At 65.7% G+C, this 14,435-nt stretch carries 14 protein-coding genes; 10 read left to right on the top strand and 4 right to left on the bottom strand.

All coding sequences use genetic code 11. The annotated features are described in order from the left end of the window. Positions 1-124 precede the first annotated feature (124 nt). A complete protein-coding gene (locus BN60_RS23340) occupies positions 125-1,435 on the top strand; it encodes an O-acetylhomoserine aminocarboxypropyltransferase/cysteine synthase family protein (protein WP_020698586.1) in 1,311 nt (436 codons plus the stop codon). A 14-nt stretch (positions 1,436-1,449) separates the two neighbouring features. Here BN60_RS23340 and BN60_RS23335 read toward each other — a convergent pair whose 3' ends face one another. Further along, positions 1,450-2,307 (bottom strand): class I SAM-dependent methyltransferase, encoded by an 858-nt coding sequence (locus tag BN60_RS23335; RefSeq protein ID WP_020698585.1) that lies wholly within the window; start codon positions 2,305-2,307, stop codon positions 1,450-1,452. Positions 2,308-2,402: 95 nt separating this feature from the next. Next, entirely contained in the window at positions 2,403-3,011 is a 609-nt protein-coding gene (locus BN60_RS23330; RefSeq protein ID WP_020698584.1) for a nitroreductase family protein, read from the bottom strand. Between the two features lie 80 nt (positions 3,012-3,091). Between BN60_RS23330 and dinB the strand changes: the two genes are divergently transcribed. Beyond that, on the top strand, positions 3,092-4,171 hold the full coding sequence (gene dinB / locus BN60_RS23325) for a DNA polymerase IV (protein WP_020698583.1): 1,080 nt from the start codon (positions 3,092-3,094) through the stop codon (positions 4,169-4,171). Here the strand turns inward: dinB and BN60_RS23320 are convergent. Next, complete coding sequence (locus BN60_RS23320; RefSeq protein ID WP_043284279.1) at positions 4,168-5,328, bottom strand: NAD(P)/FAD-dependent oxidoreductase; 1,161 nt, start codon at positions 5,326-5,328, stop codon at positions 4,168-4,170. The two genes, dinB and BN60_RS23320, sit on opposite strands and share 4 nt — an antisense overlap. A gap of 77 nt (positions 5,329-5,405) precedes the next feature. Between BN60_RS23320 and BN60_RS23315 the strand changes: the two genes are divergently transcribed. The 6 genes from BN60_RS23315 (at position 5,406) to BN60_RS23290 (ending at position 12,448) form a co-directional block, all read left to right on the top strand. Next, positions 5,406-6,305, top strand: coding sequence for a LysR family transcriptional regulator (locus BN60_RS23315; RefSeq protein ID WP_020698581.1), 900 nt, complete (start codon positions 5,406-5,408; stop codon positions 6,303-6,305). Positions 6,306-6,451: 146 nt separating this feature from the next. After that, the gene (locus tag BN60_RS23310; RefSeq protein ID WP_020698580.1) at positions 6,452-6,919 is read left to right on the top strand and encodes a formate dehydrogenase subunit gamma; all 468 of its coding nucleotides are present in this window, start codon (positions 6,452-6,454) and stop codon (positions 6,917-6,919) included. Then, positions 6,916-8,460 (top strand): formate dehydrogenase beta subunit, encoded by a 1,545-nt coding sequence (locus tag BN60_RS23305; protein WP_020698579.1) that lies wholly within the window; start codon positions 6,916-6,918, stop codon positions 8,458-8,460. Before BN60_RS23310 ends, BN60_RS23305 begins: the two co-directional genes overlap by 4 nt. Positions 8,461-8,469: 9 nt before the next feature. Next, positions 8,470-11,313 carry a formate dehydrogenase subunit alpha gene (gene fdhF / locus BN60_RS23300; RefSeq protein ID WP_020698578.1) on the top strand — a complete coding sequence of 948 codons (2,844 nt, stop codon included), beginning with the start codon at positions 8,470-8,472 and terminating at the stop codon, positions 11,311-11,313. Between the two features lie 5 nt (positions 11,314-11,318). Then, a complete protein-coding gene (locus BN60_RS23295) occupies positions 11,319-11,552 on the top strand; it encodes a formate dehydrogenase subunit delta (protein WP_020698577.1) in 234 nt (77 codons plus the stop codon). Further along, the gene (locus BN60_RS23290; RefSeq protein WP_020698576.1) at positions 11,549-12,448 is read left to right on the top strand and encodes an NAD-dependent epimerase/dehydratase family protein; all 900 of its coding nucleotides are present in this window, start codon (positions 11,549-11,551) and stop codon (positions 12,446-12,448) included. Before BN60_RS23295 ends, BN60_RS23290 begins: the two co-directional genes overlap by 4 nt. Here BN60_RS23290 and BN60_RS23285 read toward each other — a convergent pair. Next, positions 12,445-13,266: an aldo/keto reductase gene (locus tag BN60_RS23285; RefSeq protein WP_020698575.1), complete on the bottom strand. Its 822-nt coding sequence runs from the start codon at positions 13,264-13,266 to the stop codon at positions 12,445-12,447. The genes BN60_RS23290 and BN60_RS23285 overlap by 4 nt on opposite strands. Positions 13,267-13,583: 317 nt before the next feature. On the opposite strand from BN60_RS23285, the gene BN60_RS23280 reads away from it, so the two are divergent. Both BN60_RS23280 and BN60_RS23275 read left to right on the top strand, forming a co-directional pair. Beyond that, positions 13,584-13,778, top strand: coding sequence for a hypothetical protein (locus tag BN60_RS23280; RefSeq protein ID WP_020698574.1), 195 nt, complete (start codon positions 13,584-13,586; stop codon positions 13,776-13,778). Positions 13,779-13,859: 81 nt separating this feature from the next. Then, the gene (locus tag BN60_RS23275; protein ID WP_020698573.1) at positions 13,860-14,417 is read left to right on the top strand and encodes a carboxymuconolactone decarboxylase family protein; all 558 of its coding nucleotides are present in this window, start codon (positions 13,860-13,862) and stop codon (positions 14,415-14,417) included. The last annotated feature ends 18 nt before the right edge of the window (positions 14,418-14,435 follow it).

The raw sequence follows: 14,435 nt of genomic DNA, 5'->3' as shown, positions 1-14,435 counted from the left end.
TCTCCCGTCGCGGCCGGCAGGCCGGACTTGCCGATCGCGCGTACTGCTTTGGCAGTCATTGCCGTTGACCACGACACGGGCGGCAACGACGCTCGCCTTTCGTTGCAAACAGCGAGGCCATACAATGACTAACTCCCGCCATCCTGAGACCCTGTCGCTGCATGCCGGCTGGCGCGCCGACCCCGTGACCGGCTCGGTCGCGGTGCCGATCCACCAGACCACCTCGTATCAGTTTCGCGACACCGAGCACGCCTCGAACCTGTTCGCCCTGAAGGAACTGGGCAACATCTACACGCGCATCGGCAATCCGACGGTCGACGTGCTCGAACAGCGCATCGCAGCCCTCGAAGGCGGCGCCGCGGCGCTGGCGGTAGGGTCGGGTCAGGCCGCATCGGCCTTTGCGCTGCAGAACCTGGCGCGGGCCGGCGACAATGTCGTGAGCTCGACCGATCTCTATGGCGGCACGTGGAATCTCTTTGCCCACACGCTCAAGGATCAGGGCATCGAAGTGCGCTTTGTCGATCCGGCCGATCCGCAGGCCTTTGCCCGAGCCACCGACGATCGCACGCGGGCTTACTATGCCGAGACGTTGCCCAATCCCAAGCTTACAGTCTTCCCGATCAAGGAAGTGGCGGATATTGGCCGGCCTCTGGGCATCCCGCTGATCGTCGACAATACGGCGGCGCCGATCCTTACGCGCCCGCTCGATCACGGCGCCGCGGTCGTCGTCTATTCCGGTACCAAGTATATCGGCGGACATGGTAACTCGATTGCCGGCCTGATCGTCGATGGCGGTACCTTCGACTGGGCCGCTCATCCCAAGCGTCAGCCGGCACTCAATACGCCCGATCCCAGCTATCACGGTGCCGTCTGGGTCGAGGCGGTGAAGCCGATCGGGCCGGTCGCCTACATCATCAAGGCACGCACGACCTTGCTGCGCGATCTCGGCGCGCCGCTGGCGCCGTTCAATGCCTTCCTGATCCTGCAGGGCATCGAGACCGTTACGTTGCGCATGGAGCGTCACGTCAAGAACGCGCAGGCTGTGGCCGATTTTCTGGTCAAGCGTCCGGAGGTCGCGAAGGTCATTCATCCCTCGCAACAGAAGGGCGAGGCGCGGCGCCGCGCCGACACCTATCTGAAGGGCGGCTATGGCGGTCTCGTCGGCTTCGAGCTGGCGGCGGGTCGCGAAGCCGGCCGGCGCTTCATCGATTCGCTGAAGCTGCTCTATCACGTCGCCAATATCGGCGATTCGCGCAGCCTCGCCATCCACCCGGCCTCGACGACGCACTCGCAGCTTTCCGCCGAGGAGCAGCTCGCGACCGGCGTTTCGGATGGCTACGTGCGGCTGTCGATCGGCATTGAGCATATCGACGATATCCTCGCCGATCTTGCGCAGGCGCTCGATGCGGCCGGCAAGCTGAAGCAGGCGGCTTAACGCGAGATTCGGGCTCAGGTCCTCGCGACCAGAAACTGCTCTGCGCTCGACGGACGGAGGCCGTCCGTCCTGCCGGCGAAGTAACGCTCGGCAAGATCGGCGGCCGACACGTGCTGGACTTCCCGGAAGCCCGCTTCGCGGGCCAGGTCCAGCATCTCCGTCGGGCTGAAGAAACTGACGAAAGGTGTCCCGGCGGCCTCCGCACCCTTTGCCGCTGCCTGACGCAGGGCGCGCTCTTCTGAATCGACAAACTCCAGTGGCGGCATGAAGGTCATGGCCAGCGTAGAGCCTCGAACGAGGGCCGCGGCACGGCGCAGTGTCGTCATCACCGCATCCTTGCTGAGGTACATGGTGACACCGCTGGAGGCCGCCACTGCCGGCCGATCCGAATCGAATCCCGCAGATGCAAGCTTCTCCCACCACGACCAGCCCGTCTCGAAGTCGACCGGGACGAGCCGCAGATAGTCGGGAATGCCGAAGCCGGTTTCGATCAAGCGTTTCTGCTTCCAGGCCTGGGCAGCGGGTTGATCGACTTCGAAGGTGCGAAGGCGGGTGGCGATCTCCGGTCGGCGCTGAACGAAGGTATCCAGGCCGGCGCCGAGGATGAGGTACTGGCTGATACCTTGGTTTGCCTGCTCGACGACCAGATCCTCGATGAAGCGGGCGCGGGCAACGACCGACGCGCGGGCGCGGCTGGTGGCCTTGGCGTCCATGTCCGGACGCTGACGCCAGTCGTCGGTCGGCGCGGCGAGCAGCAGGCCGATCTCGTCTCGGAGCACGTGCGGCGGTGAGTCGATCTGGGCATGCAGGGCCCGCCACAGGGCGACCCTGAGGGCTGCCCCGTCTGGAGCTGCGGTTTGCTCGGCCGGCATGACGCACTCCCCATTCACTTCGATCAGGGAGTGGAACCAATACCGCGTCGCGGCCGGCTTGGAAAAGCCTGCCGCTTCGGTCGTGCCGTGGCGCCCTAGCTGGGGGCGGCCCACTCCACGACATGGTCGGCGCGATCGGGGCGCGCCATCGGCGGCAATGTTGTGGCCGGTGTGCCGACGGTGATGAAGCCGATCAGATGCGACGGCGCCTCGAAGCCCAGCAGGGCATTCACGGCGGGATCGTAGACATTCGCGCCGGTCACCCACATGCCGCCATAGCCCAACAGGTGGATGGTGTTCAGCATGTTCATGGCGGCCGCGCCGGCGGAAAGCACCTGCTCGATCTCGGGAATGTTGCCGTCCTTCACGACGGCGCCGACGGCGATCAACATCGGGATGCGCCGCACCCAGGCGCGGTAGCGTTCGCCGAGGGCGGCACCGTTCGCTGGATCGCGTTTGGCGGCGGCTTCGGCCAGGCGCTCACCGAAGGCGAGGCGGGCGTCGCCGCGGATGATGACGAAACGCCAGGGTCGCAGCTTTCCGTGGTCGGGCGCACGCAAGCCGGCATCAAGGATCAGGTCGAGGTCGGCGCCTTCTGGCGCCGGTTCCTGCAGCGGTCCCACCGAGCGGCGGGTCAGCAATTGGTCGAGGGCGAGCCGTTGCACATCGCGGCTCTCGGGGAAGGCGGGAGCAGTATCGGGCATGGTCAGACTGTATCCGTGTTGCAAACGATTGTCATTTGCATATCGGCGATACCCAGGGCTCATACCTCTATAATCAGACCATGGCGGAAACCCCGACCCGCAAGATCATCCATGTCGACATGGACGCTTTCTATGCGTCCGTGGAGCAGCGTGACGACCCGGCGTTGCGCGGCCTGCCGGTCGCGGTCGGTGGCCGCCAGCGCGGCGTCGTCATGGCCGCGAGCTACGAGGCGCGGAAGTTCGGCGTGCGCTCGGCCATGCCCTCGGTCACCGCGAAGCGGATGTGTCCCGAACTGGTCTTCGTGAAGCCGCGCTTCGACGTCTACAAGGAAGTGTCGTGTCAGATCCGCGAGATCTTCCTCGACTACACGCCGCTGGTGGAACCGCTGTCGCTCGACGAGGCCTATCTCGACGTGACGACGAACCTCAAGGGCATGCCGCTCGCTTCGGATATCGCCCGCGAGATCCGTGCCCGTATTCTGGAGCGCACCGGCCTCACGGCTTCGGCCGGCATCTCCTACAACAAGTTCCTGGCCAAGCTCGCCTCGGACCATCGCAAGCCCAACGGCCAGACGACAATCCCACCCGAGAAAGGTCCGGCCTTCGTCGAGAGTCTGCCGGTCGCGAGGTTCCATGGCGTAGGACCGAAGACGGCGGAGAAGATGAACCGGCTCGGCATCCATACCGGCGCCGATCTCAAGGCGCAGTCGCTCGAATTCCTCGAACAGTATTTCGGACGCTCCGGCACCTACTACTACGCCATCGCGCGTGGCCATGACGAACGCCGGGTCGTACCCAACCGGCCGCGCAAGTCGGTGGGCTCGGAAACGACGTTCATGGAGGATCTCGACCGGCCGCAGGCGGTGGAAGAGGGAGTGGCCTCGGTGTTGGGCGATGTTTGGTCCTATTGCGAGCGGACCGGCATCGTTGGCCGCACGGTGACGGTGAAGATCAAGTATGCCGACTTCCAGATCGTGACGCGCAGCCGCACGCTCTCCGAATCGGTCGGCACGCGCGACATGCTGGAGCGCACGAGCCGCGAATTGGTCCGCACGATCTTTCCGCTGGAGAAGAAGGTGCGCTTGCTCGGCGTCTCGCTCTCTAACCTGCACGAGCGGGAGGAACCTAAAGTGCCCCCGCAGATGACGCTCGCGCTCTAGCGATAGAGAGGGGCGAGCGTGTCGATGGCGGTTTCGGCCTCGCGGCGATCGGGTGCCTCGTCGGCGTTGCCATAGCCATACATGTCGTTACGTCCCGTTTCCTGGATGACGATCCCCTCGGGGTGCGGCAGCATGAGGACGTGTCGATAGAAGAGGCCATAGCGGACTTCCGGCTGCGGCAAGAGCCAGGCGATCTGGCCGCGCACGGGCACCACCGACTCGTCCCTCCATAACGCCCGCGCGCCGTAACCCGTGCAGTTGACGATCACGGGCTCGCGCAGCCGCGCGAGATCGGCCGGCGTGTCGAAGGTCATGTCGACGATCCGGCCGCCTTCGCGCAGGAAGTCGTCGGTCAACCGTTGCCCCAGTGCCGCAATGTTGAACTGCATGGATGTTCCCACTCGCGCGTGAGCGACGGGGAAGGGATTCTCGTTGGTCGGCAAGGAACGGTAAGGTGACGTTAGGCCGGCCAGGCGCTGGCCGTAGCTGGCGAAATGAACCTCCTCGGCCGATAGGTCCGGTTCGGCGGGCGCTGGCTGCGCCACATCGTCGAACAGCACATAGCGTTCGCTCATGGCGACCGGCTCGCCCGGCTGACCGATATAGCTCTGGTAGGTGGCGTAGGAGGTACGCGCCATTTCCTCCCATTGGGCAGGAAAGGTCGGTGCCACGCTGCCGGTGGCGGCGATGCGCGAGTCGGGCGACCAGGTACCCGTCGCGCGCGCCGACTGGCTCTGCGGCAGGCGTTCCTTCGCGTAGATCGTCACATGGGCGCCGGCGCGGCGCAGCAGCAGGGCCGAGGTAAGGCCGAGCGCCCCGCAACCGATCACCGCGACATCGCGCGTGCCGCCCTCCAGCGCCATGCCGGCGGCGATGCTGCTCGACCCCCAGGCCAGCGACCAGCCGCTGCCGCCATGGCCGTAATTGTGGACCACGCGCTTATTGCCGACCGTCTCGACTTCGAGCCGTGGGCCGGCCGCCCGAAAGGGGCGCAGGCATACGGTGATGCGGGCGACGCGGCTCATCTGCAGGCGTGGCGGTGGCAGAGGCTGCGCGCCCGATCGGGTGCCGGTCGCGCATCCCGCAAGGCCGAGTGCGCCCAAGCTGCCGAGGCCCATGATGACAGTCCGCCGACTGCGTCTCGCTGCCTCGGTCATGCGTGCCTCGCTGGGGACCCTATAGAGGATGATTCTAACGGCTACGCCGCGGCCATACCACGCGATATGCTGGCGCGATGATCGACAAGCTCGAGTTCCTGCTGGCGCTGGCGCGGGAGCGGAATTTCAGCCGGGCCGCGGAGCAATGCGGCGTCACACAGCCGACATTCTCGGCGGCGATCAAGCAGCTCGAAGATACGTTGGGCGTGATGCTGGTGCAGCGCACCTCGCGCTTCATCGGCTTTACGACCGAAGGCGAGCATGTGCTCGACTGGGCCCGCGGCATCGTTGCCGACGCGCGCGCCATGCGTCAGGACCTGCAGGCCTTGAAGAAGGGGCTGACCGGCCGGCTGCGGATCGCGGCGATCCCCACGGCGCTGGCAATGGTCTCGGCCCTCACGACGCCGTTTCGCGCCCGGCACCCGAACGTGACGTTCACCATCTTGTCGCGCACCTCCATCGAGATCCTGTCGATGGTCGAGAACCTCGAAGTCGATGCCGGTCTCACCTACATCGACAACGAGCCGCTGGGGCGCATGCGCACCGTGCCGCTCTATCTCGAACAGTACCGCTTGCTGACGTCGGAGAGCAGCCCGCTCGGCGATCGCGATCAGGTGACGTGGGCGGAGGTGGCCGGCATCCCGCTCTGCCTGCTGACGCCGGACATGCAGAACCGGCGCATCATCGACCGCCTGCTCGGCAATCCGAGCGGCCGTGCCGAACCGACCCTGGAATCGAATTCGATGATCGTTCTGTTCTCGCACGTGCGGACCGGCCGTTGGGCGACCGTGATGCCGGAGAAGCTGGCTGATACGCTGGGCCTCACCGACCATTTGCGCGCTATCCCCATCACCGAGCCGACCGCCGTGCACCAAGTCGGCCTGGTCGTCCCGCCGCGGGAGCCGATGACGCCGCTTTCGGCCGCCCTGGTGGCTGAAGCAACCCAGCTCGCCCGGGTTTTGACGCCAACGTCATAGTCTTTCGCTCGCCAATACAGGCTGATTGATAGGAATGTTCTATTGCAGCACTGGGAAGCCTTATTGAGAGTACGGCGACGAAGACGGATCATTCCTTATGAAAAAGTCGGCGCCAAGCCGCTCAAGACAGGGATGGGAGTCGATCGATGCCGATGGCATGGAGCGAAAGTCGGACCAGCGAGATCATCCGGCGGCATGTAGACCGGGAAGGTCCGTTGCTGCCCATCCTGCACGAGGTGCAGGCCGAATACGGCTGCATCCCTGCGCCGGCCATTCCCCAGATTGCGGCGGCGCTCAACCTGACGCGGGCCGAGGTTCACGGCGTCGTCTCCTTCTATCACGACTTTCGCGGAGCGCCGGGCGGGCGGCATGTGCTGAAGCTCTGCCGCGCCGAGGCCTGTCAGTCGATGCAGGGCGAGGCTCTGGCCGAACAGGTGCTGCGCCACTTCGGCGTGGCCTGGGGCGGCACGACGCCTGACGGCCATCTCACCGTGGAAGCCACCTATTGCCTGGGCCTATGCGCCTGCGCGCCGTCGGCGCTGCTCGATGGCGAACCGCGCGGCCGGCTGACGGCGGAGTCGATTGCGGCGCTCGCCGCGGAGATCGGGCGATGAGCGCATTGCGCATCTTCGTCCCTTGCGATGCCGCGGCGCGCGCTGTCGGCGCCGACAAAGTCGCCGTGGCGATTCGCACCGAAGCCGCTCGCCACGGTGTGGATGTCGAGATCGTCCGTACCGGCTCGCGCGGCCTCTTCTGGCTGGAACCGATGGTCGAGATCGCGACGCCCTCCGGCCGCATCGCGTTTGGCCGCGTGACGCCTGGCGACGTGCCGGGCCTGTTTGCGGGCTACAGCCGGTTCGCGGCCAGCCATCCGCTCTGCGTGGGACGCCCGGAAGAGATCCCCTTCCTGAAGCGCCAGACCCGCATCACTTTCGCGCGCTGCGGCATCGTCGATCCCTTGTCGCTCGACGATTATCGTGCGCACGGTGGCCTGCGTGGGCTGGAGCGGGCGCGCAGTCTCGGTGCTGCGGGCACCGTGGCCGAAGTGACCAAGTCCGGCCTGCGCGGCCGCGGCGGCGCGGGTTTCCCGACCGGCCTCAAGTGGAAGACCGTCGCCGACACATCGGCCGACCAGAAATACATCGTCTGCAACGCCGACGAGGGCGACTCGGGGACCTATGCCGACCGCATGCTCCTGGAAGGCGACCCGTTCGTGTTGATCGAAGGCATGATCATCGCCGGGCTCGCGGTCGGTGCGGCCAAGGGCTACGTCTACATCCGCTCCGAATATCCCGACGCCATCAGGACCTTCTCGAAGGCTGTCGCCGTCGCCGAATCCTCTGGCCTTCTCGGCGCGGCGGCGGGTTTCGAGATCGACGTGAGGGCCGGCGCCGGCGCCTATGTCTGTGGCGAAGAAACTTCGATGCTGGAAAGCCTCGAAGGCAAGCGCGGGCAGGTGCGCGCCAAGCCGCCGCTGCCCGCGCACAAGGGTCTGTTCGGCAAGCCTACCGTCATCAACAACCTTGTCTCGCTTGCGACCGTGCCGGCGATCCTGGCCGATGGTGCCGAGGCCTATGCGGCGCTGGGCATGGGCCGGTCGCGTGGCACCATGCCGATCCAGCTCGCCGGCAACGTGAAGCAGGGCGGCCTCTTCGAGACAGCTTTCGGCCTCACCCTGGGCGAGATCGTCGACGAGATCGGCGGCGGCACGGCGAGTGGCCGGCCGGTGCGTGCGGTGCAGGTGGGCGGGCCGCTCGGTGCCTATTTCCCAAGGTCTCTGTTCGATACGGCGTTCGATTACGAAGCCTTTGCCGCGCTCGACGGATTGGTCGGCCACGGCGGCGTCGTGGTGTTCGACGACACGGTCGACATGGCTCGCCAGGCGCGCTTCGCGCTCGAATTCTGCTCCATCGAATCCTGCGGCAAGTGCACGCCCTGCCGCATCGGTTCGATACGCGGCGCGGAAACCATGGACAAGATTATTCGCGGCGAGCGGATCGCCGCCAATCTCGCGCTGATCACCGATCTTTGCCAGACCTTGAAGTTCGGCTCGCTCTGCGCGTTGGGCGGGCTCACGCCTTATCCGGTGATGAGCGCCCTCAAGTATTTCCCCGAAGATTTCGACCGGCCGCGCCTTGTCGCGGCGGCCGATTAAGAGGCCGTCATGTCCCTCGTTCACGAAATCGACTACGGCACGCCGCCGAGTCGAGCGGAAGAAAAGGTAAATCTCACCATCGACGGCCACGCCGTCACCGTGCCGGCCGGCACGTCGATCATGCGCGCTGCCGTCGAGGCGGGCATCCAGGTGCCCAAGCTCTGCGCCACCGACTCCGTTGAAGCGTTTGGCTCCTGCCGCCTCTGTCTCGTGGAGATCGTCGGCCGCGCCGGCACGCCCGCCTCGTGCACCACGCCGGTGGCGGCAGGCATGGTCGTGTCGACCCAGACCGAGCGCCTGAAGCAGGTCCGGCGCGGGGTGATGGAACTCTATATCTCCGATCATCCGCTCGACTGCCTGACTTGCGCCGCCAACGGCGATTGCGAACTGCAGGACATGGCGGGTGCCGTCGGCCTGCGCGAGGTGCGTTACGGCTACGATGGCGAGAACCACATCCAACAGACGAAGGACGAATCGAACCCGTATTTCACGTTCGATCCGTCCAAGTGCATCGTCTGCTCCCGCTGCGTGCGCGCCTGCGAAGAGGTGCAGGGCACCTTTGCACTGACCATCGAAGGCCGCGGCTTTGACTCCAAGGTTTCGCCCGGCGCGGCAACCGACAATTTCCTGAGTTCCGAGTGTGTCTCCTGCGGGGCCTGCGTCCAGGCTTGCCCGACCGCGACGCTGTCGGAAAAGAGCGTGATCGACATCGGCCTGCCGGAGCATTCGGTCGTCACGACCTGTGCCTATTGCGGTGTCGGCTGCAGCTTCAAGGCCGAGATGCGCGGCGCGGAGCTGGTGCGCATGGTTCCCTACAAGGACGGCAAGGCCAATCGCGGCCACTCCTGCGTCAAAGGCCGCTTCGCCTGGGGCTATGCTAATCACCGCGAGCGCATCCTGAAGCCGATGGTGCGCGAGAGCATCGATCAGCCGTGGCGCGAAGTGAGCTGGGACGAGGCGATCGGCCGGGTCGCATCGGAGTTCAAGCGCCTGCAGGACAAGCATGGACGCCTGGCGGTCGGCGGCATCACCTCCTCGCGCTGCACGAACGAGGAAACCTACCTGGTGCAGAAGCTGGTGCGCGGCGGCTTCGGCAACAACAATGTCGATACCTGTGCCCGTGTCTGTCACTCACCGACCGGCTTCGGTCTCAGGACCGCTTTCGGCACGTCCGCCGGCACGCAGGACTTCGATTCCGTCGAGCAGGCCGACGTGATCCTGGTGATCGGGGCCAACCCGACCGATGCGCACCCGGTCTTCGCCTCCCGCATGAAGAAGCGCCTGCGCCAGGGCGCGCGGCTGATCGTGATCGATCCGCGCCGCATCGATCTCGTGCGCATGCCGCATGTCGAGGCGGATTATCATCTGCCGCTGCGGCCGGGCACCAATGCCGCGATCCTGAATGCGCTGGCCCATGTCATCGTCACCGAAGGTCTGGTCGACGAAGCCTTCGTGCATTCCTTCTGCGATCGCGATGCCTTCGAGTATTGGGCGGCCTTCGTGGCCGAGAAGCGCAACAGCCCCGAGGCAGTCGGCCTGATGGCCGGCGTCTCGCCCGAGGAGATCCGCGGCGCTGCGCGGCTTTACGCTGCCGGCCCCAACAGCGCGATCTATTATGGCCTCGGCGTTACCGAGCACAGCCAAGGCACGACCGCGGTCATGGCCATCGCCAACCTGGCGATGGTGACCGGCAATCTCGGCCGGCCGGGCGTCGGCGTGAACCCGCTGCGCGGCCAGAACAACGTCCAGGGCTCCTGCGACATGGGCTCGTTCCCGCATGAGCTCAGCGGCTATCGCCACATTTCGGACGATGCGACCCGTGCCATGTTCGAGGAGATGTGGGGCCGCTCGCTCGATGCCGAGCCCGGGCTGCGCATTCCCAACATGTTCGATGCGGCGATCGAGGGCAGCTTCAAGGGCCTCTACGTGCAGGGCGAGGACATCCTGCAGTCCGATCCCAACACGACCCACGTCGCGGCCGCGCTCAGAGCGATGGAATGCGTCGTGGTCCAGGATCTGTTCCTGAACGAGACGGCGAACTATGCCCATGTCTTCCTGCCGGGCTCGACCTTCCTCGAAAAGGATGGAACCTTCACCAACGCCGAGCGCCGTATCAACCGCGTGCGCCGCGTGATGACGCCCAGGAACGGCCTGGCCGACTGGGAAATCACCCTGGCCATCTCCAAGGCCATGGGCTTCGAGATGCCCTACGCGCACCCGTCGGAGATCATGGACGAGATCGCGCGCCTGACGCCGAGCTTCGCCGGTGTCTCCTATGCCCTGCTCGACGAAGTGGGCTCGGTCCAGTGGCCGTGCAACGAGAAGGCGCCGCTCGGCACGCCGGTGATGCATATCGGCGGCTTCGTCCGCGGCAAGGGTAACTTCATGATCACCGAGTATGTGCCGACGGACGAGCGCACCGGCCCACGCTTCCCGCTGCTGCTCACCACGGGCCGCATCCTTTCGCAATACAATGTCGGTGCCCAGACGCGGCGCACCGACAATACGGTCTGGCATGGCGAGGATGTGCTGGAGATCCATCCGCACGATGCCGAACAGCGCGGCGTCCGCGACGGCGACTGGGTGAAGCTCGACAGTCGCGTCGGCGGTACGACCTTGCGCGCCCATCTCACCGATCGCGTGGCGCCGGGCGTCGTCTACACGACCTTCCATCATCCCGACACGCAGACCAATGTCGTGACCACGGAGTTCTCCGACTGGGCGACCAATTGTCCGGAGTACAAGGTCACGGCCGTGCAGGTCTCGCCTTCCAACGGCCCCAGCGAGTGGCAGCGCGACTACGCGGCGCAGACAGGTCGCAGCCGGCGGATCTCCAAGGTCGCGGCGGAGTAGAAGCGATGTCGGCCACGAGCACGAACGAGCGGCTGGTGACCATGGCCAACCAGATCGGCCAGTTCTTCGTGCCGCAGCGTCGGGGCGACCCGGCCGCGGCCATTGCCGATCATTTGCGGAAGTTCTGGGACCCGCGCATGCGGGCGGCTATCGTCGCGCACCTGGAGGCTGGTGGCGAAGGGCTCGACGGTCCGGTTCGCGAAGCCGTGGGACGGTTGAAGGAAATGGGCTGCCCGTGAACATCTTCCTCACCGGCGCCACCGGCTATATCGGCGGCACAGTGGCCCATCGTCTCCTGCGGGAGGGCCACAAGCTGCGCGGTCTGGTGCGCGATGCGGAGAAGGGCAGGCGCCTTGCTGCGCTGGGCATCGAGCCGGTGGCGGGAGGTCTCGACGATGCGGCGACCCTCACGGCCGAGGCGCGCCGCGCCGACGCCGTGGTCAATACCGCGAACAGTGACCATCGCGGCGCCATCGAGGCCCTGATCGAAGGGCTCGCCGGGTCGAACAAGCCGTTCCTGCACACCAGCGGCTCCAGCATCGTGGCCGACGAGGCGCATGGCGACAGGGCGTCGGATCGTATCTACGACGAGGAGTCGCCGCTCGATCCCGTGCCGGGCAAGGCGGCGCGCGTCGCCATCGACCGGGCGATCCGCGAGGCGAGCCAGCGCGGCGTGCGCTCGGTCGTGCTGTGCAACACCATGATCTACGGCAACGGCCTTGGCCTGGCGCGCGACAGTGCGCAGATCCCCGGCCTTGCCGCGCGGGCGCGCAAGACGGGCATCGTGCGCCATGTCGGCCAGGGCCTGAACATCTGGTCGAATGTCCATGTCGAGGACATGGCGGACCTCTACAGCCTCGCACTCGCCAAGGCGCCGGCCGGTGCTTTCTACTTCGTGGAGAATGGCGAGGCGTCCTATCGCGACATCTGCGTCTCGATCGCTAGGCGTCTCGGTCTCGCCGCCCCGCAGGTCTGGCCTTTCGCCGACGCTGTCAAGGAACTGGGCGAAAGCAGCGCCGCCTACACCTTCGGTTCCAACAGCCGTGTCCGTGGCAAGCGCGCGCGCAGCGAACTGGGCTGGCAGCCGACGCACAAGTCGGCGACGGCGTGGATCGAAGCAGAGCTACCGTTCTAGATCGCGATCTCCGCCGCCATGCGCTTCAGCAGGGCTGCATCGGGATAGGTGCCGAAGCCGGCCTGCAAGTTGTCCTTCATGTGTTCGGGCTTGCCGGTGCCCGGAATCACGCAGGTCACCGCCCGGTTGGCCAGCACGAACTTGAGCAGGAGCTGGGCCCAGCTCGTGACGCCGATCTCGGCCGCCCAGTCCGGAAGCTTGCGCGAGGAGAGCTTGCGCAGGAGGCCGCCGCCGCCAAAGGGCTGGTTGACGATCACCGCGATGCCGCGCTCCGCAGCCAGCGGCAGCAGGCGCTGCTCCACTGCCCGGTCGTCGAGCGCGTAGTTCAACTGCACGAAGTCCCATTTCTCGGCGCGCATCACGCGCTCCAACTCGTCGTGTGCACTTTGCGTATAGTGCGTGATGCCGAGATAGCGGATGCGGCCGTCCGCTTTCCAGGCCTGCAACGTCGGCAGGTGGGCGCGCCAGTCCACGAGGTTGTGGACTTGCATCAGATCGATGCGGTCGGTGCGCAGCAGACGCATCGAGGCCTGCATCTGGGCGATGCCGTTGTCGCGGCCGTTGGTCCAGACCTTGGTGGCAATGAAAGCTTTGCTGCGGGAGCCGGAGGCGGCCAGCAAGCTGCCGACCACGGCCTCGGCCGAGCCGTACATCGGCGATGTATCGATCACCGAACCGCCGGCCTCGAACAGGAGGCGCAGCACGTCGGCGACCGGCGCGCGATCCTCGGGTTTGCCGCCGACGTCGAAAGTGCGCCAGGTGCCGACGCCGACGACGGGCAGCAGTTCACCTGAAGAGAGAATCTTGCGTCGATTCATCTGGACGGATGGTTGGGCCGCAACGTGACGGCCGGCAAGCACGCTGGTCCCAGCGAGGCTCAGTAGCGCAGAACGTGTCAGCTTCATGGTCCCCCTGGCACGACGACGCACGTCATCGATCTGTCATTGTCTTCTTCGTTTGGCCGTATCGCCAGCATGGAAAAGAGCATCGCCATATTGATGCCGTACGCGAAGGGTCTGCTGTCTCTCACCGCAGGTTTGGCAGCATCGGCCATTGCCATGGCGCGCTGTCGACACCATGTGGGAGTGGCCACAGATACTTCAGCCCCGACTGAAACCCCAAGGGAGACCGTGCCATGCCCGAACCCTTCGTCGTCGAAATCTGGGGTCAACCTGCGGGCATCGTCCTGAAGGAAGGAAACGCTTTCCGCTTCCATGCTTACGCGCGTCCTTTCTTCGAGATGGACGGTGCGCAGTTCAGCACTCCAGGTCAGGCTAAGCTTGCCGCAGCGCGGTTGAAGCCGCCGCGCGAAAGTCCGCGCGCCGAGTAACGTCTTTCGCCTTGTCGGTCGAACGGCGTGGCGTTAGTCCGGAACGCTAGCCAAGCCGAGACCTGCAAGGAGAATGACACGGTGATCAAGCGCAAGCAGCGAATCCCTCTGCGTGACCTCGCGACCATGAAGCCGGAGGAACGCGAGGCCGTCGAAAAGAACGCCATGAACGGGCAGGTGTTCAACATCTTCAAGGTGTTGGCGCACCACCCCAACCTCACCAAGCGCTGGACGCCGTTCGCGGGCCACATCCTCTCCAAGCAGACACTGCCGTTCCGCGACCGCGAGCTGCTGATCCTGCGCATCGGCTGGCTGAACCAGGCCGAGTACGAATTCGCCCAGCACGAGCTGATCGCCAAGCGCGGCGGCCTGAGTGACGCCGATGTTGCGAACATCAAAGAAGGCCCGAAGGCCAAGGGCTGGAACGAGCACGAGGCGACACTGATGCAGCTCGCCGACGATCTCTACGAAAACTCCGTCGCCTCCGATGCGACCTGGGCCACGCTCTCGAAGACCTATTCGACGGAGCAGCTCATGGATGCCGTCTTCACCGTCGGACAGTACAATCTCGTCTCCTGGGCGCTGAACAGCTTCGGTGTGCCGCTCGACGATTTCCTGCCGGGCGCCCAGAAGAAATGAGGAACTAGAGCCGTTCCC

Origin of the sequence: Reyranella massiliensis 521 (genome assembly GCF_000312425.1) — a bacterium.
Taxonomy (GTDB): Bacteria; Pseudomonadota; Alphaproteobacteria; order Reyranellales; family Reyranellaceae; genus Reyranella; species Reyranella massiliensis.
The sequence above is the reverse complement of the archived record's forward strand: the minus strand, read 5'-3'. Positions and strand labels throughout refer to the sequence as shown.